A 24,193-nucleotide genomic window follows, 5' to 3' on the forward strand; every position below is an offset into this window, starting at 1 on the left:
TGCAAAAAAATGGAGCGGTTGTTTTAGTTTTCCTCACCATTTCTTTTTTATGCATAGTTTATTAAAAAATATAATTGTTAATTTTTTGCTGCATCGTCGGAATATCTTCGCTTGTTACTGTAAAGCGAATAACCTTCTCATCAAGATCTAGCGCTTCTGCGAATAAACCAGCTAGTCCACGTGATTTTCTATCTACTTCCATAATAATTTCTAATCGGTTGTGAGCACGTGGCAAAATTAATAATTCTAATTCATCTAATTTTCCATAATGCTCACCTGAGACTGGAATAAACTCATACTCTTGCGCAAATGGAACTTGATTACGTAAACGATACGGCAATTCTTCACATTCTATATGACGCGCTTTAAAACCTAATTGATTTACACTATCTAAAACACTATTTAATAGTACATTTGGCAGCACCTGAATGTAATCACGGTCACTAGGATCAATACTTCTTTTAATATCAAGACCCGTATGAACCCAAACCGTTTTCATACCAAGTGTAAGTGGTGCTTCAATTGGCATTGGAAACGAGAATGGAATTTCTATTTTTTCATTTGGTTCTACAGAAAATGGATCTGTTAAACGAACTCGCTCTAAATCATATGTTGTCGTCACTTTTTTATCATCCACTTCTCGTACATACGATGTCGATAACGTTAAGTAAATGCTTTCAATTTTTTGGCTAACTGATCCTCCAGTTATATGAACCTTCCCTACAATCTCTTCTCCAACTATATGTTCATCTTTTTCAAGAACAGTATCTACTTTTGCATTACCAATACCAACGCTTGCTAAAAACTTTTGAAACATGGGGTCTCCATCCTTTCTAAAGCGTAAGCTACATCTTTTTTCAAATCTTGTACATTCTCATAATACGGCGTTTTCATTTGTAACATTCGCATAAGTATTTCACGATTATATTCTTCCAACACTAACTCTTCAAACCATGGTTTTTCATGTTTTGCAGTAGATTCATAATCAGCATACAATAAAAATAACGCGAAATGACCGAGCGCATAAAAATCGCTACGAAACTGAACTTCTCGCATCAAAGCTTGTTCACCTTCATAAATGGTAGCTCGCTCATCACCTTCACCTTTAAATTTAGCCAATCCAAAATCAATAATACTAATTTGATTTTCTTTCATTAATATATTCGGAATGCGTAAATCTCGGTGAATAATACCTTTACTATGAAAATACGAAACAATCCCTAATATTTCATATAAAATTTCAAAAACTTCACGTTCTTTGTATACATGACCCTCTAGGAAAATATAATCTTCAAAATTCTTACCTGGCATATACTCCATCACAAGAAAGTTCTTTTTCTCCCATATGAAATGATCATGTAGACTAGGAATTGTCGCATGATTTAATGTTTGTAAAATCAATTTCTCTTGTTCAAATGATTTTCTACCAGACTCATATCTTTGTTTACTTTGTCTCAATTGTTTTAAGACTTTATTTCTATTTATTTGCAAATCATTAACGACGTATGTAACCCCATAGCTACCCATTCCAATTACTGATTCAATGTTATAACGCTCTGCAACAATTGTATTTTTTCGCAGTGGTCTATCAAATAAAGCTAGTACACGACGCCATTTCATCAGCTACTTGAAAAGAAGCTACGGCTTTTGCGTTTTCTTTTATAATGATGGTGCCCATAACCAGACGAACGTCGTTTATAGTCGCTACTTGAATAAGAGCGCCCTCCATGGCGATAATCACTACTCGAATACGAACGATATTTTTTCTTTCCTAATATAGAATCAACAATTTTTTTGAACATCCCTTCACCTCTTGAATAAAATTTTTTTTAATTATACCAATAATTCTTATCTATATTTGTGACAAGTTTGTAAAGAGTAAAAAACGACGAGTTGAGCCCGCCGTTACTTTCAATCTTCCTCTTCATCAAATACTTCATCAATCATGCATTTCTCTAATAAATACTCAAATGTAATATCTGCCAGGTCCTCGATTTCTTCTCTTTTTGGAACGTATCCTCTTTCAATTAGTTGCTCATAAAAAAACTCCGCAATCTCTTCCGTATCAATTACGACTTCAATTTCCTTCATGAGCATCACTCCTTTATTTCTGTTTTATGAAAAAATCTCAAAATTATGTATATGAGATTAGAAAAATAGTTTTTCTTTTTTATAGGTCATATCATGTGGACGAGGTGCATACGATGTTAGTACAAGCTATTCAAAGGGGGAAATAATAATGGAATACCAATATGAAGTAGAGCAAACAAAAGAAGAGTTCATGCATGAAGATAAATGGGCAGACTCTCTTATTAAATGGCTTTTTATTTTTTTAATAGTTGTAGGCATACCTTACACTGCATATGTTGTTGTTCAATTTATTCTCTCTTTCTAGTTAACTATTTTTTCTCTGTCAATTTAACTAAATAATTATGAACAACATCCATTACAATTTTATATTCTTCATCTTTAAATGTATCGAATAATAATTGATAATCATTATAAATATCTAATAACCCATCAATAATTTCTTGGCGATTCGTCTTAACACTCACTTTTTTCGAATTGTTAATTGATTTCAATTTTCCTAAATCTAATTTATTCATACCAGCTTTATCTTGTTTCATTTTCTTCAAAATTGCATTTGCCGTTTGAGCATTGGCAAGTAATGTTAAATCTGACTCATCAGCCTCTAACCATTCACCATCAGTAATTCGTGACAATTCATATATTGTATCTTCCCATGCATCATTTTTATATCTCCAGACTTCTGTACGAAAACCAACAATACGAAAAACATCTTTATCATATCCAGTTACTTGCACGAGATCACCAAACGTAAAGTTATAATTTAATTCAATCCACTCTGTGTCGCCCTTTTTCATTTCTTGCTCCGTCACATGCTGCAGAGTTTGCTCTACATAAAATCCATCATGATTATTTACTTCGTATACATAAACACCATCTAAAATCTTCATATTTGTAATTTTCCCAACGGTCCCATATAGCGTAATCACGACTATGTCCCCTACGTTATATTTAGGTTGTTTTTTTCTTGCCATCTATATCTCTCCTTTTTTTGACGTCGTGATTTTGATAACAGTATATGCAACCTACATAAAAACGCTTATCACAGAAGCTTATATTCGGAAATTTTTTCGATAAAAAAATATAAACAAGTAGAATTTGTATTTAACTCAAAAAAGCTAGTATTTATACTAGCTTTCATTAATCATTTATGTCCTAACAAAAAGACGTATTATAAATAAAAAAACATAAAGAATACTTCACTTCCTAAAAGTAAGGTATTCCTTATGTTTTCATTTACATAACACTTCAATATCGTTATCTCTCTTGTATGTATAAATCCCATGCTTCATCAAATATAGACATACTTTCTAGCATTCCACTTAACTCTAAGTATGAACTAATTTCATCATAGTCTTCAGATTGCTTCGGAAAACTTAAATCATCATACATCGCCTCTGCTAAATCTGATATTTCATTTCTAAATAAAGCTGCACGGTGCTTCATCATATAATGGTAAAATGTCTTTTTCAAAAATATTCCCTACCTTTCTAACTTGGGTACATTATACAAGGCAAAAAAGAAAAAAACCAGCATAAAAGCTGGTTAAAAGTCGAAATAATTCCTTTTTAATAATCGTGGCCTTCCCATCAACTCTTCATATGTTAGTTGTTTTGGCAAGTCTTTCGTATAAATTAAAAATAACTGATCTTCAATTTCTTTTACAGTATGGTCTGATTGATAGTCCATACCACATGAGGAACAAGAAATACATGGTGTCTCTTGGATTTCAATGGCTTTCGTACCATCTGGTAATTCCCAATATACAGTATTCAAGCTTTCTTTCGCTTCTGTACTGTCACACCACATACAATTCATACTGCATCACCCTCGGTTTTTTTGTCGTTTTCTTCTAATTTAGCCATTTGCGATTGATACTTTTTATCTTTTAGTTGGTCACGCTTATCACGTTTATCTTTTAAAGATGCATGAGTTTCATTATCTTCATAATCTTTACGACGATTCATACGCTGTAAGTCATCTGGAACAAGGTTAAATTTCTTATCGCTCATTAGACCTGCAATACCAACGTCAGAACGTTTCTCTTCATAAGTCGGATAAATTTCTTTAAAGTAGCCTTCTGCTCTTCCTGGAATATAATTTTCTGGCTCTGGATACGTCGTAATAACACCTTCAAAGTTACGAAGAACAACTTTATCCGCACTTTGTGAAATTAAATAGTTTGGCTGTAACGCAATTTTTCCGCCTCCGCCAGGTGCATCAACCACGAATGTTGGTACCGCATAACCAGATGTATGTCCACGTAAGCCTTCAATAATTTCAAGACCTTTAGAAACTGGAGCACGGAAATGACCGATACCTTCTGATAAATCACATTGATAAATGTAATATGGACGAACACGAATTTTTACTAAATCATGCATAAGTTTTTTCATAATTGGAACGCTGTCATTAATTCCAGCTAAAATTACCGCTTGGTTTCCAATTGGAACACCTGCATTTGCAAGCATTTCACATGCTTTTTTCGATTCTTCTGTAATTTCAATTGAAGTATTGAAGTGTGTATTTAACCATACTGGATGGTATTTTTTAATAATATTACATAAGTTCTCTGTAATACGCTGCGGGAATACAACCGGTGCTCTCGTTCCGATACGAATAATTTCCACATGTGGAATCTCTCGTAAATTTTTTAATACATATTCTAAAATTTTATCGTTAATTAGAAGACCGTCACCACCAGAGATTAATACATCTCGTACTTGTGGTGTTTCACGAATATAACCAATCGCATCATCTAATTGTTTCTTCGGTACACCCATTCCAATTTGTCCACTAAAGCGACGGCGTGTACAGTAACGACAATACATAGAACATTGATTTGTTACTAAGAATAAAACGCGGTCTGGATAACGATGCGTTAATCCTGGAACTGGTGAATCTTCATCTTCATGAAGAGGATCTTCTAAATCATATTTTGTTTTATATAACTCTTCCGAAATCGGTACTGATTGCATCCGAATCGGACAGCGTGGGTCATCAGGATTCATTAGCCAAGCATAGTACGGTGTAATGTTTAACGGGATCGTTTTCGTTGAAATTTTAACACCTTCTTCTTCTTCAGGTGTTAAATTAATCACTTTCTTTAAGTCATCTAAAGTTTTGATCGTATTCGTTAATTGCCAAACCCAATCATTCCATTGCTCTTCTGTAACATCTTTCCATAATTCGATATCCTTCCAGTGACGATTTGGTTTGTATACATCATGTAACATTGCTATTCCCCCTTTTTATACGCTCATCCTTTATATAAGCAATAATTATGCCAACTTTATATTCTTGATAAGTAAATGTGAGAAGTACCCTATTACATAAGGAAAAAAATATTTTTAAGTGCTGTACTAAAACGATATATAATATCATATTCATTACTTTTTATATATGTAAACGCTCTTTTATTGGTGCAAACACACAAAAACCGCCGATTATTCGGCGGTTTTGTCGTACTTGCTCAGTTTATATTGAAGCGTTTGACGCGGAATTCCTAACATTTTTGCTGCTTGCAAAATATTCCCTTCCGTTTCAATTAACGCTTGATCTATTAATTCCTTTTCTGTTTGATGAAGAGCTTCCCTAAGCGGTAATATACTTTTCTTCTTCGGAGTTTTCTCTTTCCGAAATGTACGCGGTAAACAATTAGCTGTCAATGAACTTCCTTCCGCAATAATGACAGCATGTTCTATCGTATGTTTTAATTCACGAACATTTCCGGGCCATTGATAAGCTTGTAATCTTCCCTTTGCTTCCTTATCAATTTGAAGTACTCCTTTTTTATAACTTTTATTATATTCTTTCAAAAAATAAGACGCTAATAACAATACATCTTCAGTTCTTTCGCGAAGCGGTGGGATATATAACGAAAACACATTTAATCGATAGTATAGATCAGTACGAATTTTATTTTCTCTTAAACATACTTCTGGTGGCTGATTCATCGCCGTAATAACACGAACATCTACTTTTCTCGTCTTATTATCACCAATGCGGCGAATAACCCCATCCTCTAATACACGTAGCATTTTCGCTTGTAAATCAAGCGGCATTGAATTAAGTTCATCTAAAAATAATGTCCCTCCATCCACAAGTTCAAATAATCCAGCCCGTTCAATTGCCCCTGTATAACTGCCTTTTGTCGTGCCAAACAGCAAACTCTCTAATAACGACTCTGGCAAAGCTGCACAGTTTTGTGCAATAAACGGCTTATTTTTTCGTTTAGAAGCTTCATGAATCGCTTGCACAAATAGCTCTTTCCCCGTTCCAGTTTCACCATATATTAAAACATTCGCATCGGTTGGCGCTACTTTTTGTGCTAACTCTTTCGTCTGTTTAAAACGGGAATCATCAGTTACAATTGTCTCGAATGCAACATGCTTTTTCACCGTTTTTTTGCTAGTCGATCGTTTTATTTTCGATTGTAGATCTACAATCGTATCAGTAAGCTTTTGAATTGTAGAATAATCTTTCGCAATTTCTACAGCACCAGCAATATTTCCATCTATCAAAATAGGTAACGTCGTATTTACCGTACAAACGTCTTCCCCATTTAAATTTTGGTAATGTTGAACTTGATGTACGATTGGCTTTTTTGTGTTTAATACTTTCATCAATGTACTTGTTTCTCTTGATAATGACGGGAATGCTTCTAATAAATGCTTTCCTAGCACATTCTCAATTTTAGATCCATCATGTTTTGCGGCAACTGTATTATAAAAGATTGTAATCCCATTCTCATCTACTGCATGTATGGCCTCATCTATACTGCCCAAAATCGCTTCAATGACTTCCTGTGTCGAAACTGCTAGCAATGTCATCCCCCCTTTTGCCAAAAATTCAGCAAATTCAATGCCGAATTTTTGGCATCCCTCTGTGCGATTATAAGCATGACGATTCCGTTCTATTATTTTTATTATGATTATATATATTTCTTTTACCTATTTATAATTAGATAGAGTGAAACTTTAATCAGTGGGGGTTTTATTCATCCCCCACTGATTATTAGTTGCACCAATCAGGCGTTTACGGGCAGTTGATCTCCCACCTAACTTCCTCGCATTCTCCGAATTTTGAGGTGGGAGTCTTACTGCCCGTTAATGCGGGATAAATCTTTTACCCATATATTCATATCTTCCAACTTATCAAAAATGTAACAATTATTCGCAAGTCTTCCTGTGTACGTATAGCCTAGTTGATGAAAGGCTGCATTCATACCAAAAGAAAGCGAACGAGCAATTGTATAGGAACAAAAAATAGATTTTTCTTGGAGCTCTTCCTCTAACTTAATTAGTAAACTTTTCATAAACCCATGTTTTCGATATTCAGGTAAGGTAGCACAATTCGTTAATTCTGCATTTCCTTCTTTCACATTCATTTCAGCAGACGCTGTACTAATAATTTGTCCGTCGAATTCATATACGTAATAAATTGTATCGTCTTCCTTCATCGTCTGCTTTACATAACTCGCTTCATTTAAAGGTGTTGGATAAACTTCAAATACCTTTCCAAAGACGGTTGCTAATTCTACTGCGTCTTCTTCGGTCGCTTTTCTTAACACAAACTTCTCTGGGATTTCTTTTTCCTTTACTTCTTTTGCTTTTACACCGCTTAAAATAGTATCTTCTTCAGTCCAATGAATACTATTTCGTCTTTCCTCATTATGATATTTCACGAAGAAGTACGCATCGTGTCCTTGAAAATAGTGAGGTATTGTTGCTTCTAATAAGAAACCGAAAGAGAGCCATGTTGAAACATGCTCTCCCTTTCCTTTTATAATACATTTAGTGAAAGAATGCTTCTCTGCTAATTCGTCAATTGTTTGTATAATACTTTCAACATTTCCTGTATAGTGATCTACTCTAATACGTTTATTAAAATAGTCTAGAACTCCTTCTACTGTATAGTGCTTCGTCTGTTCTCTAAAAGATTCATAGTATTTCATTTTTTCACCTCACACCAATCTAGTAATGTACATGCAATAATTTTTGCGGCAGCAATCATTTTATCAACTTCTATATATTCGTTTGGATAGTGTGCTACTTTCGTCTCTCCTGGGCCAAATACTATCGTTGGTACATTAGCGATTTGTGTGAACAAACCTCCATCTGTTCCCCATGGAGATGCTTCTATAATCGGTTCGTTCCCTTCAATTTCAACAAAGTTATGTTGAAGCGTCTTAATAAGCTCATGCTCTTCATCTAGCTCACCAGGGACCCATCTCGCTCCAAACCATTCCACTTCTACTGGATTTTCCACAAACCAACTGTCCACATCATTTAATTCACCGATCCAGCTTTCAAATTCTTCTTTTGCTGCCTCTATAGTCTCATTCGGCGCAATACCACATCTTCCTTCTAAAATTAACGAATCAGGAACAGAACTTGGCCAACTACCACCTTCAATTTTTCCAATATTAATTGGAATTGGAATCGGAATTCCTTTAAATAACGGATCTGTAATTCGACCATTCCTCTTCTCTTCTAATTTTCTCAAATGCTCTACAACAAACATACTTTTTTCAATTGCACTTACTCCTTCATAACGTGTACCACCGTGTGCTGCTTTTCCTTTTACATGTAGGCGAAACCACATTGAACCTTGTTGTTTTGGGAAAAACTTCATATTTGTTGGCTCTGGAATAATAACACCATCTGCCTTATATCCACGTAAAATAGCTGCTAAAGTACCCGCACCACCACTCTCTTCTTCTATAACACTTTGAAAATGGATATCGCCTTTTAATTCAATACGAGACTCAATAATTGCTTCCATCGCAAGCATAAGTGCGACATTGCCACCCTTCATATCCGTCGTTCCACGGCCATATATACGATTTCCTATTTTCTCACCACTATAAGGATGATGGTCCCACTGATTTACATCCCCTTCTGGTACAACATCAATATGTCCATTTAAAATCATAGATTTCCCATCACCACTACCTTTTAAAGTTGCTACAATGTTCGGGCTGTCTGAAAAACTTGTGCGCGGTGATACAAAATAAGGATGATCTTTCATTTTTGTAAACGAAGGCTCCCAAATATCGAGATCTAGACCTAACTCACGCAATTTTTCAATAACAATTGCCTGCGCACCACTTTCATCACCAGATACGCTCTTTTCTTGAATTAATCGCTTTAAAAATTTTACACTTTCTTCTTCATGACTCTCAATATAATCACAAACTTGTTTTTTTAATTGCTCCATAGATTACAACTCCCCTCATTCAATTACTAGTAAATTTGAGCTTATATGAAAATCAGCCGCTGTATGTCGTTTTACATCTTCTACTGTGTATGGTCCCATTAATTCTTGTAAAACGAGTCCACTCGTAGTCACTTCCATAACAGCCATATCTGTAATAATTAAATCTACACATTTTTTCGAAGTTAATGGCAATGTACACTCTGAAACGATTTTTGCATTTCCATATTTATCGACATGATTCATCACAACAACGACCCGTTTCGCTTTTTGTGCTAAATCCATTGCTCCCCCAATACCCGGAACACGTTTTCCTGGTACAATCCAGTTCGCTAAATCACCATTTTCACTTACTTGTAATGAGCCAAGAATCGTTACATCAAGTAAGCCTTTTCGAATCATACCAAATGCTGTGCAGCTATCGAAATAACTCGCTCCTGTAATAAGAGACGTTGGTAAACCCGCTGCGTTACATAAATTCTCATCTTCATTCCCTTTACTAGGCGTTGGTCCCATACCTACAATGCCGTTTTCTGCATGAAACATAACATTCATATCTTTTGGTAAATGATTCGGTACAAGCGATGGAATCCCAATACCTAAATTTACAATCATGCCATTTTGAATTTCTTTCGCTGCACGTCTTGCAATCTTATCTCTCACTTCTACGCCCATACCCATTTCCAATTCACTCCTTCCGATGGCACGATATAATTTACGAATACACCTGGAACGACAATTTCCTCTGGATCTAAACTTCCAAGTGGAACAATTTCTTCTGCTTCTACAATCGTTATATCCCCAGCCATGGCTACATGAGGATTCATATTACGAGCGCTTTTATCAAATACAAGATTGCCAAACGGGTCCGCTTTTTTCGCATATACAATTGCAACTTCAGCTGTTAATGCTGTTTCAACTAAATATGTCTTTCCATTCATTTCAACTGTGCGTTTGCCTTCTTCTACAATCGTATCAACACCAACATCGACTAATATACCACCAAGCCCTACGCCGCCAGCACGAATGCGCTCTGCTAAAGTTCCTTGTGGAGAAAACTCAATTTGTAATCTTCCTTCATTTAACTGCCTTCCCGCATTTGGATTTGATCCAATATGAGAAGTAACTAAAGATTTAACTCTTTCATTCGTAACAAGACGACCGATTCCTACATCGGGAAATCCAGTATCATTTCCTATTAAATTTAAATTCGTAACTCCTTTTTCTAAAATAGCCTGGATTAAAGATGGAGGGGATCCGATCCCTCCAAATCCCCCAAACATTAATGTCATATCAGCATGGAACAAAGAAATTACTTCCTCTATTTCTTTTAATTTACCAAATGTATTTGTAATAGTTGTCATGCGATACTATGCCCTCCTTTTTGCATCATCTCTTCCACACTCTTTGCAAAAATTGAAAGTAATTCATCTAATTCGGAATATGTAGTTGTCATTGGTGGTGCCACAAGCAGTGCACTATCCTCTTTTCCTGCTTGCCCTGAAACAGCTTGGTATAAGAGAAGTCCATTTTTAGCTGCAACTGAAATGAGCTCCGACGCCTTTGTAAACGGTTGCAATTCTATTCCAATCAGCAACCCTTTTCCGCGCACATCGGCAATGATTGTCGATTGTTGCTGAACTTTCTGTAACCCTTTTATTAAATATTCTCCCTTTTCCGCTGTTTTTTCAGGTAGATTATGTTTCTCCATATATTCAATAACAGCTAAAGCTGTCGCCGCAGACAATGGATTTGCACTTAGCGTATGCCCGCTCATAACAGAACGTGATCCTCGTAAAATCGGCTCCATAACGCGGTCACTTACAATTGTCGCTGCCATCGGTGTATAACCCGCTCCTAATCCCTTACCAAGCGTCATAATATCCGGCTCTACACCCCAGTGCTCCATCGCAAACCATGCACCAGTACGACCGAGCCCAGTCATTACTTCATCTGCAATAAATAAAATATCGTAATGACTACAAATATCTTTAATTACTTTATAATATTCTTTCGGTGGGACAACCGCGCCCCCAGCTGCTCCGATAATCGGTTCAGCGATAAAAGCTGCAATATGCTCTGCACCAATTCGATCAATTGCTCTTTCTAGTTCAGTCGCACAAGAAAGCTGACAAGTTGGATACACCTTTTGGACAGGGCATCTAAAACAATATGGAGCCGGAACAGTTGGGTAATCTTCCAAAATAGACACGAAACGTTGTCTGCGCAGCGGGTGCCCAGACATAGATAAAGCTCCCATTGTAATACCGTGATAGCTCATCCACCGTGACAAAATTTTATGTTTCCCTTGAATACCACGCTCCTGAAAATGCTGAATTGCAATTTTCATAGCTGTTTCATTTGCTTCCGTACCACTATTCACAAAAAAGCTCCAGTTTAAATCGCCTACACTTAAGTCACTTAACTTCTTCGCCAACTTTTCAGCTGGTTCACTCGTAAACTGTGATCTATAAACGAAAGCAATTTCCTCTGCCTGCTTTTTAATTACCTCCGCAATCTCTGCTACGCCATGTCCGATACCTGCCGTAATCGCTCCTGACGAACCATCAAAATATTTATTTCCATTTTGATCATATAAGTACACACCTTTTCCATGTGAGATCATTGGATACGGCTGACCAACAAGTGGCTTAATTAAGTAATCGCGCATAGCGCTCCCCCATTTCTCCAATTTGTATATATATATGAAGAAAATTGACGTTTCTTTCATAAAAAAAGAATTCTCTGCAAAAGCAGTGAACATATCAAAAAACTATTATAAAATATACAAATGAGTGCTAAATATTAGTGTAAAACAGAAAATTCAGAACTTAAATCAAAGACCAACCCTTGCCTATACGCTTTCATTACCCTCCCCTATATAAAATAAACAACTAAACAACTATTCTCTTAATATAATGTCAGCTTCCCTCATTTGCTGACATTGTGTAAACTTCGACGGAACTCCTGTTATTCTCCTTCCTATTCCATTACTTTATATTGCATATTTTCAAATAAAATTCGACAATACACTTAGACGCATGGATAACACCCACTCTTACTTAAACATTTAATATCAGCTGTTTAGTACAATAAAAAAAGAACCGATTAACCACATTAATCAGTTCGGCACGACGCTCTTTTATCCGTTATTACCTTATCCAACAACAATTACTAACATTTATAGAAATACTCATAGTGCAAATCCATAATTCGTAGTACAGCCTAAAGCACGAAATCCTCCATAACTACATTCCACATAACTATCGGGATATCCACCTCCAAGGTGCCACTCCTTCCATCAAAGTCAAACTACCTTTCCATTATAAATTATGTAGGACAATTATCACTTTGTATGTGTGTTTGCCTATAAATAAAAAAATCCCTAGCTTAACTTTTCTCATTTAGAAAAGCAAGTTTTTCGCATAACCCATTTCCCGCTCCGCATATAATTGTAATGATGATAAAGGAGGAATGTTAATGGCTCAATCTGAAATTGAAAAATATGGACAAGAGGCTACACGTTACGAACAGCTCGCCCGTTACTATCAATACCGCAATCCTAAAAAGTATGTAGAACTATATATGAAATACTATGATGCGATTACAAAACTTGTACAGGCATATGAAAAAAGAGATTCACAAGAAGCGACTTTACCGTCACATATGAGAATTTTCCACTCAGCTCCCCATACACCAGCCGTTGATATTATAGTAAACGGACAAAAGGTGATTAAAAATATTTCTTTTAAACAATTCAGTCCTTATTTATCTTTAGTGCAAGGAAAATACCGTATTGATATTGTCCCTGTCGGAAACGAAACTCCAATATTCTCAGCATTAGTACCAATAATGGGGAATCACACTTATACTCTTGCAGCGATCAATAGCGATAATCATCTCCAATTACAACCTATTCTTGATAATACTCATTTACCATCTGGTCAAGCAAAAATACGATTTGCACATCTTTCCCCAGATACCCCAGTTGTAAATGTAGATTTAAAAGATAGTGATCATTTATTTGAAAATGTACTCTTTAAACAAATAACAGATTTTTTACAAGTTAGCCCCGGTACAGCGGATATTGAAGTTTCACTTGCTGATACAAAAAAAGTACTTTTAACCATACCGAAATTCAAAGTTGAACCAAATACAATTTACACAATTTCAATTGTAGGTTATTCAACTGAGGATCCAAAGTTAGAGGCCGTTATGCTTACAAATTAAAACAGTCTACACCATTCGTATGGTGTAGACTGTTTATTTTTGAAAGGCAATTTGAAATTCTGTCCAATCATTATTCGAACGACACAATATGGATCCGTTATGTTTTTCTACTATTTGTTTACATACGAAAAGTCCAATACCAGTTCCTAGCTTTTTAGTAGTTACAAATGGCTCAAAAATGGTTTCTACATTTTCTGCTGGAATCATAGGCCCATTATTTTTTATAACAATGCGAATAGTTGTATCCTCTTCAAATACATCAATGATAATTTTCCGCTCTTCTTTCATTGATTCAAGAGCATCAATCGAGTTCATTAAAATATTTAAAACTACTTGTCTCACTTCACTCCGATAGCCAACGAGCGGAATTGGGTACGGCAAATTCTTTTCAATTGAAACATTTGCATTCACTAAACTCGGATACAAGAACTGTATAATATCTTGAAACAAGTCATTAAGCCAAAATCGTTCAGATTCATTCCACATTTCTTTTTTCGATACAAGTAAAAATTGCGAAATCCTAAAATTTAATTGATCTAATTCATGCGAAATAATATCTAAATATGATAGATTAGGATAATCCGTCTTCAATAACTTTACAAATCCCATAATTGAAGTTAGTGGATTACGAAATTCATGCACAAAACTAGCCGACATTTGCCCTAAAATCGTAAGCCTTTCTTTATGTGTTTCATTTATATATTGCTGTTTTTCTTCCAAATTTCTCGTTATAATTTCTGAGTATTTTAAAACGGTATAATAAATTAATTTGTCAAAACAAGTATGTATTTTGGCCATAATCGGTTTCAGTTCACGAGCGCTTACATCCAATTCGCACATTGCTTCAAAAAGTTCATTTCTTCCCACATTTGCATTGTAGACAAAATCTCCAATATTCGCATCTGCCCCTGCACGCTCAATGGCAATTTTCTCACATAATGGCTGAAGATAATTAATGTCTTTATCTTCCATAATAAGTTCGATAATTAACTCTAATAAATTCTCTCCATTTTGAACTACTTCGTGTTTAAATGGATCTTTTTCGGAAATTATCATTTTGTTTTTCCAGTTCTCTACGAATTGGTGCCTGTTGTTTTTCAAGTGCGAACAAAATACTTCTTTAATATCCTTATCGATTGGAAAAACCTCCATTCCCTCCATTTCCATACGACGAATACCCTTTATATTTTGAATATTAACACAAAAAATACAATTCGTTAATAGATTATTGTCACATTTTGTTAATTTCTGTTGATAAAATTTATTTTCCCTTCCTTATTTTATACTTTGTATTCATATATCCCTTTTTCCTTCTCACTTTTTTTAGTTTTTTCGCATTCAACACGACTTTTTTGCATCCTTTTTAATTCTTGCGTACAATAGGAAGTGAAAGGTGTGAAAAATATGGTAAATAAAAATGTGGAAGACTATCTTCAAGAGGGCATTTATGGCCAAAAGCAAAACAAACCAGAAGAACGTAATATGTACTTAACTACATTACGTGAGCGCGTAGAAGTCGCTTTAACAATCGGTCAAGTAATGCAAAGTAATGTGTATACAGAAGTAACGGGTAGCATTATGCGTACTTCTCAATCATTACAACTATTTCTAAATGGTAGCATTGCTTACCCACATTTATCAAAATACATTAAATTAGCAAATGAAAAAAATGTTCCTTTTACAATTGTTCAAAATAAAGGCACAGAAACACCAATCGGTTTAGTACTATCTCATAGCACTGCTGTAGATAAAGAACAAATTTATGTTGAAGATGATATTTTCAAACAAGAAATGAAGTAATATAAAAGGTACACTTGTTTCATCAAGTGTACCTTTTACTTTATTTTTTAATACAAACTAATTTCATTTCTGTCATTTCTTCTATTGCATACTTAATTCCTTCACGTCCCGTACCACTCTCTTTCACACCACCATAAGGCATATGATCTACTCTGAACGTTGGAATATCATTAATCATGACACCACCGACTTCTAATTCATCAATGGCATGCATTGCTTTAGATAAATTATTTGTAAATAAACCAGCTTGTAGACCGTAGCGCGAATTATTTACTTGCTCTAAAGCCTCATCAAATTCTTTAAATGTATTTACAGTCATAAGTGGGCCGAATACTTCTTGACACTGTACAGACACATGTTCTGGAACATTTGTTAATACCGTTGGTTCAAATATCCTTGCATCACGCTTTTTACCACCGTATAAAACATTTGCTCCTTCCTTTATAGCTTCTTGCACCCATAATTCAATTCGCTCTACATCTTTTTTCGAAATGAGAGCAGATACATCTGTATCTTCATTGAGCGGATCACCTACAACTACCGTTTCCATCGCTTTTTTTAACTTCGTAAGAAATTCATCCATTTTCTTTTCATGTACAAATACACGTTGTACCGAAATACAAACCTGTCCATTGTTAACAAAAGCTCCCCATTTTACACGTTCAATAATCTCATCCGTTAACTCCACGTCTTCATCAATAATAACTGCAGCGTTTGACCCTAATTCTAACGTCACTCGCTTTAATCCAGCCTTTTCCTTAATACCAATTCCAACTTTTGGGCTTCCTGTAAAAGTAATAGAAGCGACATCATCGCTCTTTACTATTGCTTCTCCTACAATTGAGCCTGGTCCAGATATAATGTTGAAGGCACCATTTGGTAATCCTGCTTCTTCAAATAATTCAACTAATGCGTAAGACGATAATGGCGTTTGATCAGCTGGCTTTAACACAATTGTATTTCCAGCAGCAATTGCAGGACCTACTTTATGCGCTACTAAATTTAGCGGGAAATTAAATGGTGTAATAGCACCGATAACCCCTATTGACTTTCGGATTGTATATGCAATACGCCCATCTGCACCTGGTGCAGCGTCTAATGGTAATGTCTCACCATATATACGCTTTGCTTCTTCTGCTGCAAACTTATATGTTTGAACAGTGCGATCTACCTCTCCCCTTGCAGCACGAATCGGTTTTGCAGCTTCTTTTGCAATAATCTCTGCAAACTCTTCTCTTCTCTCATCCATTTTTTGTGCAACCTTTTCTAAAATAGTTGCGCGATCGTATGCTGATAATTTTTTCATTTCTTTCATTGCATTTTTAGCTGAAGTAATTGCTTCCTTAACATCCTCTTCTGTTCCTTGCGCAATTTCCGCTAATGTTTCTTCAGAATATGGTGCATACAACGGTTTATACGTCCCTACTGATTTCCATTCTCCATTTATATATAAATTCTTTTTCATAATGGTTCTCCTTCCGAATATTTGTATACAATAATATATTGCATTTATTTCACCTAGTGAAAGGTCTGACTTATATAATTGTATCATAGCCCAAATTTACCAAAAAACATTTTGCTCAAAAAAAACTCTGCTACAAAGCAGAGTTTACGAACTAATTTGTTCTTGTAGTGAAATCTTTTTTTCATCTCCTACAATAACGATCGGTTCTGACTGTTTCGTTACTTCTAACCTCTTAATATAGTGTCCATCTAATTCTTTCACACAAAACTTATAATTTTCAATTTCAATGGTGTCACCTTCGGAAATCTCAATATTTTTTGTTAGGATCCAACCACCGATCGTATCGACATCATCATCGTCAATAGTCAGACCTAATAATGCATTAACTTCATTAACAAGTACTTTTCCCTCTAAAATTGTTTTCGTCTCACTAACTTGTTGAATTTCTGGCTGTTCATCAGTATCGAACTCATCTTGAATATCCCCTACAATTTCTTCTAAAATATCTTCAACGGTAACAAGGCCTGATGTACCACCATATTCATCAATTAATATGGCGATATGTGTTCTTTCTCTTTGCATTTTTAAAAACAAATCATGTATTGGGATTGATTCAATAACTAGAATAATTGGCCTAACATATTGCTCTACTGTCTTTTCATTAACAGCTCGATGCTTCACAAAATCTGTAAAAATATCTTTAAAATTCACAAAACCTATTACATGGTCCTTATCGCCATCAACAACCGGATACCTCGTATATTTTTCATGAGACATTTTTTGTAAAGCCTCTTCAGCAGGCATTTCTTTGTTTAAAATATTCATCTCGGTTCGTGGTACCATTATTTCTTTCGCAATACGATCATCAAATTCAAAAATTTTATTTACATATTTATATTCAGATTGATTAATTTCGCCATTTTTGTAACTTTCTGAAACTAATAATCGCAATTCCTCTTCTGAATGCACTTCGTCATGTCCTTTTGATGGCTTCAACCCAAAAAACTTCGTAATTAACCGAGCTGATCCATTTAAAATCCAAATGAATGGAAATGCACTACGATAAAACAAAATAAGCGGCTTAGCAACAAAAAAACTCACTTGTTCTGCTTTTTGAATCGCGAATGTTTTTGGAGCCAACTCTCCTACTACTACATGAAAAAAAGTGATAAACAAAAATACTAAAGTTACAGCAAAAATGTCTGCGAGTTGAGTAGGAATGTTCCAATTCGCAAAAAACATATCAAACATATGCTTAAGCGCAGGTTTACCCGACCACCCAATCCCAAGAGCTGTTACGGTTATTCCTAACTGACAAGCTGATAAATATTCGTCTAAGTTTGTAATGACTGTTTTGACAGATATTGCGCGATTATTTCCCTCTGCAATTAAATAATCAATTCGAGAACTCCTCACTTTAACAATTGCAAATTCTGCTGCAACGAAAAATGCCGTTAAGGCAATTAAAACAATCACTATACTTATACTATATATGTCCAAATACTTTTCCTTACTTACAATGTAAGCAAGGAAGCCACCTCCTACTTAAATTTATTCAAGTGAAGTAAGCATTCTTATACTCTAATAAAATTCTACATTAGCAACCACCTTTTTATATATTATATGCATACATAAAAAAGATATTTATAATTATGATAATCTAATTAGCTTATCACCGTCAAACTATAATAATTTCAATTTTTTGATAAATAAAGAATAAATTTATGTAAATCGTATATGCTAAACAGCTAAATTTCGTGAAAAAACACTTTCTTTGCCGATTCCACACTTCTTTTGTCACTCCTGAAGGGAACTTACTATATAACTCGAAATCATTCAACAGGATATATATAGGAGGGATTATTTTGGAATATAAAACACCATTTATCGCAAAGAAATTAGGTGTTAGCCCAAAGGCTGTCGTCCGGATTGCACAACAATTAAATCTTACGATAGGAAAAAATAAATATGGTCATTTTATTTTCACACAAGGTGATTTAGATCAAATGTTAGAATTTCATCGTTCTCAAGCGGATCAATCTCACAACACTCCACCTACTCAATTAACATCGTCAAATGATTTTGAGCAATTAGCAGCTCAACTAAACACAATTACGAAAAGACTAGATCGAATGGAAGAGCAAATGCAAGATAAAGCAAATGATGTCGTTACATACCAACTATTACAACATCGCCGCGAAATGGAGGAAATGTTAGAGCGAATTCAAAATCTAGAAGGTGCCCTAAAGAAAGAAGAACCAATATATATTACTCCTGATGCAAAACCAACATATGTAAGAGAAAAGAAACCAAAGCGTCGTAAAATGATTTTTAGTATATTTGGACTATAACCTTGTAGACCCTTATTACAAGAATAAGGGTCTACTTTTTTGTATAAAGAAAGATGTCCGTGATTAGACATCCTTCTTAAAACTATACATATTCATATAGTTTTATTTTGTTAGCATAATATTTTTACTGTATTCTGCAATAAGTGCCTGTGCATGAGCATTCCCTTGAATAATATCACGGAATTCTTTCAAAGAATACAAATGTGTAGCCCCTTTTCGAGCATGAATTCGTACTGGTACACCTTGTAAATTATCATGAAACTGGAATGGATTATCAATCGGTTCAATTGGAAAACCGAGTGTAAGTAAATACATATACATTCTTTTTGTAACTGCTGCAATATACCATTCAGCTTTCGTCTCTAACGCATGCATAAATAAAATAGCTGTTAACCTTTTGAAATGCCCTCTCCCCCGAGACGTTTTCGCAATGCTTAACTTTCCTATTTCATATACATTTTTCAAATCTTTCACTAAATCATTTTTAGAAAACGGATAGAAAAACTCAGAATTTGATTGTTCAGGTACCGTATACTTAATACATTCTACAGTACCAATATGATGTTCATCTTCTATTAATAAAAATCGTGATGGATTTAAATTACGTTCTACAAACATTAAGTTTCTTTCTTCACAAAAATCTCCCCACAGTTGCTCGAACCAAAAATGTTCTTCCTTTGTTTGAACACGCTGGAACATATTTACCCGCCTTTCCCATCGCCGCTCTGTTTTTGATAACGCTTTCACTATATATCATATAAGAACAAATCTTCGTATGCAACTAAAAATATTTACGTCTTATTATATTCTGCAAAATCAATTAAATTCCTACTAATAACCTTTTATCCCACATGCATCATTTCTTACTTCCACGTACTATCGTACACATAAATAGATTCAATTCCTCTGTTGAAAGATGCTGATAATTTTTAAGCTCGAACCGTCTCACATGTCTTTCCGTACTGCATATAATTCTTCTTAACCTAAAGAAATCCTTTTTAAAAAAAGGATTTCTTTTACATTTTATTACTTTTTAACCATTTCTCAAAAATTTGAATCATCCCATGCTTCCCAGCCAATTTCTCTTCTCCTTGTTTCGTTTTATATGGATATAGTTGTAAAAATACTCCACAACCAGATTCAATTTTTTTACTGTGCATATGGCTACCTGGATATACACAAATCACTTCATAAATCGCACTTCTCTGAAAAATTTGTTTTCCATTCTGTTCTTCTACATATTTAATAGACCAGTACTTATACATTTGCTCCGCTGCTTTTGTATTACCGACAGGCTGAAAAATATTGTACATAGGACTATATTTCACTTCGACAATAATAGATGATTTGTATACATACTTCTCTTCTTCCTTTACATAACAATCTAAACGAATATCTGGCTTTTTTGTGTCCTCTCCATTATAAAAATTACTCCCCTTACTTAATGCAATAAGTGGGTGTGTTTCAATTAAATCATTAAACGCGACGTGCACCTTTATCTCATCTTGATGTAAAACAACTGTCGTTCCATCTTGTAATCCATCTAAATAAAAATGTTCTTGTATTTGTTCACGGATAGGATTCTTATATTCAAATCCGATTTGTTCTAATATAGAAATAACGATAAAAAAAGCGTAATACTCATACACTAGAAATGTTGGCTTATATACGAATAATAAAGATGGAGATTGCCCAGTATGTTGTGGTACCAATTCTAAATGATGGATTAATTGTTGATGTGGTATAGATAAAGAGTGAGAATTAATATTGGCTGTTTCAGAAACTTCCCTCCAAAATGAAGAATACAACAAATTTTGAAAGTATTGCACGCTTTCATGTACGATATGTGCTAAGATTTTATATTCTTGTATTTTTACAGAACTTTTTCGTAAATCTGCTTCTTTCAACAAATGTATATTTTTATATTTTTGTTTTTCCCTATCTGTCACTGATCCATTTCGTTCAATCGTTTTCATAATTGTTTTAACAGATTGAAATTCGTCTAATTTTTTTTTCTTTGCTCCTTCTAGTATTTCAATAGTTTTACGTAAAAAAATTTCTGCTTCAAGTAAATAATTATAGAATAGCATCGTTTTAAATTTAAGAAATGCATTTTCTTTACTATTTTTTTGTTCTATAAATTTGCGATTATAATATTTCGTATAAAGTTTTCTTTCTGCCATAATGGCACTTTTTCTCGTCGTCCTCCGTTCCTCCATTTCCCATTCATATTCGTGAACAAACTTCGCATTCGATTCTACTCTCGTAAAAATTTGTTTTATTTTTTTCATTTTTTGCGGCAACTTCCTTAGTAATACTAAGTAAGAAGAATCCTCAATATCACTAAGTGCTGAAAAAGTTTTTTTATAATAACTTCTATCTAAAATCAACTCATTCAAAATTGATTTCACATAATTTTGAATCATTCCAAATTGGTCATCAAAAAAATTTTTAGGAACGACTTGAAACGCACCATAATACGTTTTGTCTTCTATGCGCACTTCAAAATGATATAAGCCACAGCGCCACGGATAAAAAAATTCAGTTTTTCCATGTTCATACAATAATACTCTTTGTTTTTTTTCATTTAAATCATATTGTGACTCTTTTATATTCTTTTGTCCCTCATATACTTTATTCCATATGAATGTAATATCCATCGGATTTTGATAATGGAAATGTAATCTTAGTGGTTTTAATTCTTGTACTTTATAAATACATTGAACTAATGCTGTAGTAGACGTACAAAGCCGATTTAAAAGGATAAAATCTCCTTTCCCCTCCGTTCCAATGATTAGCTTTAATACAAACGGGAGCGTTTCTTTCGTATCGACAATTGCTGTTTCATAACGCTCCTCATTTTGCATATCCATACAACTCCAGTTCTCTACGCTTTTGCCTTATATACGCTAAAGAATGCTCGAATGTTGATACACGATTTGCAAGCGAAGACTGTAAAAGCGGTATCAATGTTGCTCCTCTTTTCGCCTCTTCAGAAAGCAGAGGGCCAATCGTCATTTCTGTCCCCCTTAATTTTGTTAATACACGTTGCTTTATTTGCAAATCAAAGCCTTCTTCTCTGCTAATCATATAAGATTGATTATTTTGGAACGGTATATTTTGCAAATACGAAGCAATTGCACTTGCACATCGAAAAGAAATCCCTTTTGATGCATCGTGTGATGATAAAACATCATGTAACTTATCCAATAACTCCAATTCCTCTTCAGAAAACACCTCGGTCATTTCTTTATTCCTAAACCAATTTATTCGAAATTCTCCCGTCGTTACTTTCAGCGATGGTTGCTGTACAACTTTCTCCTTTTCTAAACTCATCTCACAAAATGGAATCTTTTGTAGTGTAATCAAATTTGTTCGATCTAATAATCGATCAGAGAGCTCTTTCGTCGTTTCGTCAAAATTTACAGTACCAACAAAAATAACGTTCTCCCCAATTTCAACTGTAGGCGGAATTGCATTTTCTATTTCCGGTACTTTCTCATATAAATTCAAAATACGATTTTTCTTCTCAAGTTGAAGAACAGATAAAAATGGAGTAAACCAAAGCTCAATATGTGACATGTTCATTTCATCAAACACAACTATATATAATTGATTTGGATTTTCTTTCGCTTTCAATAACGTCCGAACTAACTTCGTTTCGCTTTCAATAAAAGTACCGTTCGGATGAAGATATCCGAGTAAATCATGTGGTTCTTGATACGATGGCAAAATAGGAATCCAAACTAATTCTTCACCATAATGTAAGCCAAGTGCTTCTGCATAAGCTTGCACAAAGCGCGATTTCCCAACACCTGGTATACCACCAAGAATCGTTAACAAATTTGTTTTAACACTAATATGAAAATTATAAATATCCGTTTCATCCAAATATAACCTTTTATTACGAACTACGCTTTGTACATACTGTAAAAAAGAGGATTCACGCTCATCCCATTCCCAATCCTCCTTTTGTACTTTTATATCTTCTACTTCAACTAGCTTACCTTCTTCAGCAATTCGTTTTTTTAATTGCTCATACACATTCTCACTTACAAAATATAAATGATCTTCTACTGCTATTTCTACATGTTTCCCCCAATTATTTATTTCAATATATTTACATTCTTTTCTTTGCTCAAAATACGCAATTGAACTTATTGATGATTTTAATGATAAATTTCCATATAGCCTTCCTTCATGCCATAATAATTCAGGAGACTCAAAGTCTTTTGGTAATTTCGGCATAAGAAATGATAAATAACCATTGCTAAGCTTTCGTTCCAAAGACTCACCTTTTCTATAATTAGATACTTTTGGTGTTGGAATCAGTTTATATGCAGTTGCTATTTCTCGCGGCTCTTCTGTGCATATTAACTCCAGAAATAAATTTCCTCTATCATAATAAAGACGAAACATTACCAATTGCTTTTCTAATCTTCGCTTCTTTAAATCTGAAAAGATTTTTTTATTCTTTTTATTGCTGCATAATCCTTCAAACAAATAGTTTTCAGTTGTAAATAGCTCTTGTAACGTTAATGGTATTGGCGAAAGGCATTGTACATAGAAATTCTCCCCGTTTTTCTCTCCCTCCGCTTTTGCAAACTTCCCAATAAACCTCATATAATACATTCGCTTTATAAAACTTGGATGAAGAGCTTTATGTAATTTCACCGTAGTCACCTTCTTTTTTCATACTATTCTTAGTGTATGAACTACTACCAAAATTAGAAATAAAAAACCTAACGTCATCCGTCAGGTTCAAAAATAAAACGTATATTAATGAGAAGGAAATGCTTTTTTTTCTTGTAAAATGGCATTATGAGCAATTTTCATTTTAGCAAGCACGTACCGTAATCGATCTTCGGCATTTTCATCTTTATTTTGCTGCAACTCCGCCAAATTCTCTACAGAACTCGCTAAATTTTCAATCACTCCTCGTAGTTCAGGATGATGATTAAAAAAAGACTCTTGCACTAGTACTTTCCTTAAATCACTAGCTAAATCCATAATTCTAGACAACTGTTCTTTTTCTTCCATT

General features: G+C 34.4%; 25 protein-coding genes. 4 read left to right on the forward strand and 21 right to left on the reverse strand.

Translation table 11 applies throughout. The features are described 5' to 3' along the window. Nucleotides 1-61: 61 nt before the first annotated feature. The 4 genes from BAU28_RS21530 to BAU28_RS21545 form a co-directional block, all read right to left on the reverse strand. A complete protein-coding gene (locus BAU28_RS21530; RefSeq protein WP_071719919.1) occupies nt 62-817 on the reverse strand; it encodes a sporulation protein in 756 nt (251 codons plus the stop codon). Continuing rightward, the gene (locus BAU28_RS21535; protein WP_071719920.1) at nt 799-1,620 is read right to left on the reverse strand and encodes a serine/threonine protein kinase; all 822 of its coding nucleotides are present in this window, start codon (nt 1,618-1,620) and stop codon (nt 799-801) included. The genes BAU28_RS21530 and BAU28_RS21535 overlap by 19 nt, the downstream gene beginning before the upstream one ends. Next, nucleotides 1,620-1,802: a hypothetical protein gene (locus BAU28_RS21540; protein ID WP_071719921.1), complete on the reverse strand. Its 183-nt coding sequence runs from the start codon at nt 1,800-1,802 to the stop codon at nt 1,620-1,622. Before BAU28_RS21540 ends, BAU28_RS21535 begins: the two co-directional genes overlap by 1 nt. Nucleotides 1,803-1,911: 109 nt before the next feature. Then, complete coding sequence (locus tag BAU28_RS21545; RefSeq protein WP_000658452.1) at nt 1,912-2,091, reverse strand: YozD family protein; 180 nt, start codon at nt 2,089-2,091, stop codon at nt 1,912-1,914. A 148-nt stretch (nt 2,092-2,239) separates the two neighbouring features. Between BAU28_RS21545 and BAU28_RS21550 the strand changes: the two genes are divergently transcribed. Further along, a complete protein-coding gene (locus BAU28_RS21550) occupies nt 2,240-2,395 on the forward strand; it encodes a DUF3930 family protein (protein WP_002171818.1) in 156 nt (51 codons plus the stop codon). A gap of 4 nt (nt 2,396-2,399) precedes the next feature. Here BAU28_RS21550 and BAU28_RS21555 read toward each other — a convergent pair whose 3' ends face one another. The 10 genes from BAU28_RS21555 to BAU28_RS21600 all read right to left on the reverse strand — a co-directional run bounded on the left by BAU28_RS21555 (nt 2,400) and on the right by BAU28_RS21600 (nt 11,977). Next, on the reverse strand, nt 2,400-3,062 hold the full coding sequence (locus BAU28_RS21555; protein ID WP_002171817.1) for a hypothetical protein: 663 nt from the start codon (nt 3,060-3,062) through the stop codon (nt 2,400-2,402). 283 nt (nt 3,063-3,345) lie between these two features. Then, a complete protein-coding gene (locus BAU28_RS21560; protein WP_002171816.1) occupies nt 3,346-3,561 on the reverse strand; it encodes a YozE family protein in 216 nt (71 codons plus the stop codon). A 72-nt stretch (nt 3,562-3,633) separates the two neighbouring features. Next, the gene (locus BAU28_RS21565) at nt 3,634-3,906 is read right to left on the reverse strand and encodes a YokU family protein (RefSeq protein WP_000995763.1); all 273 of its coding nucleotides are present in this window, start codon (nt 3,904-3,906) and stop codon (nt 3,634-3,636) included. Then, complete coding sequence (gene kamA / locus BAU28_RS21570; protein ID WP_071719922.1) at nt 3,903-5,324, reverse strand: lysine 2,3-aminomutase; 1,422 nt, start codon at nt 5,322-5,324, stop codon at nt 3,903-3,905. Before kamA ends, BAU28_RS21565 begins: the two co-directional genes overlap by 4 nt. Before the next feature lie 210 nt (nt 5,325-5,534). After that, nucleotides 5,535-6,920 (reverse strand): arginine utilization transcriptional regulator RocR, encoded by a 1,386-nt coding sequence (gene rocR, locus BAU28_RS21575; RefSeq protein ID WP_083594863.1) that lies wholly within the window; start codon nt 6,918-6,920, stop codon nt 5,535-5,537. A 266-nt stretch (nt 6,921-7,186) separates the two neighbouring features. Beyond that, complete coding sequence (gene ablB, locus BAU28_RS21580) at nt 7,187-8,044, reverse strand: putative beta-lysine N-acetyltransferase (RefSeq protein ID WP_071719924.1); 858 nt, start codon at nt 8,042-8,044, stop codon at nt 7,187-7,189. Further along, nucleotides 8,041-9,309 carry a peptidase gene (locus BAU28_RS21585; protein ID WP_002171812.1) on the reverse strand — a complete coding sequence of 423 codons (1,269 nt, stop codon included), beginning with the start codon at nt 9,307-9,309 and terminating at the stop codon, nt 8,041-8,043. Before BAU28_RS21585 ends, ablB begins: the two co-directional genes overlap by 4 nt. Nucleotides 9,310-9,324: 15 nt before the next feature. Further along, nucleotides 9,325-9,987, reverse strand: coding sequence for a CoA transferase subunit B (locus tag BAU28_RS21590; protein ID WP_002171811.1), 663 nt, complete (start codon nt 9,985-9,987; stop codon nt 9,325-9,327). Next, nucleotides 9,972-10,670 (reverse strand): acetate CoA-transferase subunit alpha, encoded by a 699-nt coding sequence (gene atoD / locus BAU28_RS21595; RefSeq protein ID WP_071719925.1) that lies wholly within the window; start codon nt 10,668-10,670, stop codon nt 9,972-9,974. Before atoD ends, BAU28_RS21590 begins: the two co-directional genes overlap by 16 nt. After that, entirely contained in the window at nt 10,667-11,977 is a 1,311-nt protein-coding gene (locus tag BAU28_RS21600; protein ID WP_002171809.1) for an aspartate aminotransferase family protein, read from the reverse strand. The genes atoD and BAU28_RS21600 overlap by 4 nt, the downstream gene beginning before the upstream one ends. Nucleotides 11,978-12,786: 809 nt before the next feature. Here BAU28_RS21600 and BAU28_RS21605 point away from each other — a divergent pair. Then, the gene (locus BAU28_RS21605) at nt 12,787-13,536 is read left to right on the forward strand and encodes a DUF4397 domain-containing protein (protein WP_071719926.1); all 750 of its coding nucleotides are present in this window, start codon (nt 12,787-12,789) and stop codon (nt 13,534-13,536) included. 33 nt (nt 13,537-13,569) lie between these two features. Here the strand turns inward: BAU28_RS21605 and BAU28_RS21610 are convergent, their stop codons facing one another. After that, on the reverse strand, nt 13,570-14,703 hold the full coding sequence (locus tag BAU28_RS21610; protein WP_083594865.1) for a BA2291 family sporulation histidine kinase: 1,134 nt from the start codon (nt 14,701-14,703) through the stop codon (nt 13,570-13,572). 237 nt (nt 14,704-14,940) lie between these two features. Here BAU28_RS21610 and BAU28_RS21615 point away from each other — a divergent pair, with 237 nt between their 5' ends. After that, nucleotides 14,941-15,336 (forward strand): YueI family protein, encoded by a 396-nt coding sequence (locus BAU28_RS21615; RefSeq protein WP_002171806.1) that lies wholly within the window; start codon nt 14,941-14,943, stop codon nt 15,334-15,336. Nucleotides 15,337-15,376: 40 nt separating this feature from the next. Here the strand turns inward: BAU28_RS21615 and BAU28_RS21620 are convergent, their stop codons facing one another. Further along, complete coding sequence (locus tag BAU28_RS21620; protein ID WP_071719927.1) at nt 15,377-16,801, reverse strand: aldehyde dehydrogenase family protein; 1,425 nt, start codon at nt 16,799-16,801, stop codon at nt 15,377-15,379. 144 nt (nt 16,802-16,945) lie between these two features. Next, a complete protein-coding gene (locus BAU28_RS21625; RefSeq protein ID WP_071719928.1) occupies nt 16,946-18,301 on the reverse strand; it encodes a hemolysin family protein in 1,356 nt (451 codons plus the stop codon). A 365-nt stretch (nt 18,302-18,666) separates the two neighbouring features. On the opposite strand from BAU28_RS21625, the gene BAU28_RS21630 reads away from it, so the two are divergent. After that, nucleotides 18,667-19,152, forward strand: a complete 486-nt coding sequence (locus tag BAU28_RS21630) for a chromosome segregation protein (protein ID WP_071719929.1) — start codon at nt 18,667-18,669, stop codon at nt 19,150-19,152. Nucleotides 19,153-19,254: 102 nt separating this feature from the next. On the opposite strand, the gene BAU28_RS21635 is transcribed toward BAU28_RS21630, so the two are convergent. From BAU28_RS21635 to BAU28_RS21650, 4 genes are all read right to left on the reverse strand, one after another. Further along, nucleotides 19,255-19,851, reverse strand: a complete 597-nt coding sequence (locus tag BAU28_RS21635; RefSeq protein WP_071719930.1) for a hypothetical protein — start codon at nt 19,849-19,851, stop codon at nt 19,255-19,257. A gap of 317 nt (nt 19,852-20,168) precedes the next feature. After that, entirely contained in the window at nt 20,169-22,019 is a 1,851-nt protein-coding gene (locus BAU28_RS21640; RefSeq protein WP_071719931.1) for a hypothetical protein, read from the reverse strand. After that, entirely contained in the window at nt 22,009-23,826 is a 1,818-nt protein-coding gene (locus BAU28_RS21645) for an AAA family ATPase (RefSeq protein ID WP_071719932.1), read from the reverse strand. The genes BAU28_RS21640 and BAU28_RS21645 overlap by 11 nt, the downstream gene beginning before the upstream one ends. Nucleotides 23,827-23,931: 105 nt before the next feature. After that, a complete protein-coding gene (locus BAU28_RS21650; protein ID WP_002171799.1) occupies nt 23,932-24,192 on the reverse strand; it encodes a hypothetical protein in 261 nt (86 codons plus the stop codon). Between the last annotated feature and the right edge of the window lies 1 nt (nt 24,193).

The organism is Bacillus paramycoides, from assembly GCF_001884235.1.
Classification (GTDB): domain Bacteria; phylum Bacillota; class Bacilli; order Bacillales; family Bacillaceae_G; genus Bacillus_A; species Bacillus_A paramycoides.

What these genes read in the sequence shown, in the direction of transcription:
- BAU28_RS21530 (WP_071719919.1), bottom strand. Translation starts at nt 817, where the DNA reads ATGTTTCAAAAGTTTTTAGCAAGCGTTGGTATTGGTAATGCAAAAGTA.
- BAU28_RS21535 (WP_071719920.1), bottom strand. Translation starts at nt 1,620, where the DNA reads ATGAAATGGCGTCGTGTACTAGCTTTATTTGATAGACCACTGCGAAAA.
- BAU28_RS21540 (WP_071719921.1), bottom strand. Translation starts at nt 1,802, where the DNA reads ATGTTCAAAAAAATTGTTGATTCTATATTAGGAAAGAAAAAATATCGT.
- BAU28_RS21545 (WP_000658452.1), bottom strand. Translation starts at nt 2,091, where the DNA reads ATGAAGGAAATTGAAGTCGTAATTGATACGGAAGAGATTGCGGAGTTT.
- BAU28_RS21550 (WP_002171818.1), top strand. Translation starts at nt 2,240, where the DNA reads ATGGAATACCAATATGAAGTAGAGCAAACAAAAGAAGAGTTCATGCAT.
- BAU28_RS21555 (WP_002171817.1), bottom strand. Translation starts at nt 3,062, where the DNA reads ATGGCAAGAAAAAAACAACCTAAATATAACGTAGGGGACATAGTCGTG.
- BAU28_RS21565 (WP_000995763.1), bottom strand. Translation starts at nt 3,906, where the DNA reads ATGAATTGTATGTGGTGTGACAGTACAGAAGCGAAAGAAAGCTTGAAT.
- kamA (WP_071719922.1), bottom strand. Translation starts at nt 5,324, where the DNA reads ATGTTACATGATGTATACAAACCAAATCGTCACTGGAAGGATATCGAA.
- rocR (WP_083594863.1), bottom strand. Translation starts at nt 6,920, where the DNA reads ATGACATTGCTAGCAGTTTCGACACAGGAAGTCATTGAAGCGATTTTG.
- ablB (WP_071719924.1), bottom strand. Translation starts at nt 8,044, where the DNA reads ATGAAATACTATGAATCTTTTAGAGAACAGACGAAGCACTATACAGTA.
- BAU28_RS21585 (WP_002171812.1), bottom strand. Translation starts at nt 9,309, where the DNA reads ATGGAGCAATTAAAAAAACAAGTTTGTGATTATATTGAGAGTCATGAA.
- BAU28_RS21590 (WP_002171811.1), bottom strand. Translation starts at nt 9,987, where the DNA reads ATGGGTATGGGCGTAGAAGTGAGAGATAAGATTGCAAGACGTGCAGCG.
- atoD (WP_071719925.1), bottom strand. Translation starts at nt 10,670, where the DNA reads ATGACAACTATTACAAATACATTTGGTAAATTAAAAGAAATAGAGGAA.
- BAU28_RS21600 (WP_002171809.1), bottom strand. Translation starts at nt 11,977, where the DNA reads ATGCGCGATTACTTAATTAAGCCACTTGTTGGTCAGCCGTATCCAATG.
- BAU28_RS21605 (WP_071719926.1), top strand. Translation starts at nt 12,787, where the DNA reads ATGGCTCAATCTGAAATTGAAAAATATGGACAAGAGGCTACACGTTAC.
- BAU28_RS21610 (WP_083594865.1), bottom strand. Translation starts at nt 14,703, where the DNA reads ATGGAAATGGAGGGAATGGAGGTTTTTCCAATCGATAAGGATATTAAA.
- BAU28_RS21615 (WP_002171806.1), top strand. Translation starts at nt 14,941, where the DNA reads ATGGTAAATAAAAATGTGGAAGACTATCTTCAAGAGGGCATTTATGGC.
- BAU28_RS21620 (WP_071719927.1), bottom strand. Translation starts at nt 16,801, where the DNA reads ATGAAAAAGAATTTATATATAAATGGAGAATGGAAATCAGTAGGGACG.
- BAU28_RS21635 (WP_071719930.1), bottom strand. Translation starts at nt 19,851, where the DNA reads ATGTTCCAGCGTGTTCAAACAAAGGAAGAACATTTTTGGTTCGAGCAA.
- BAU28_RS21640 (WP_071719931.1), bottom strand. Translation starts at nt 22,019, where the DNA reads ATGCAAAATGAGGAGCGTTATGAAACAGCAATTGTCGATACGAAAGAA.
- BAU28_RS21650 (WP_002171799.1), bottom strand. Translation starts at nt 24,192, where the DNA reads ATGGAAGAAAAAGAACAGTTGTCTAGAATTATGGATTTAGCTAGTGAT.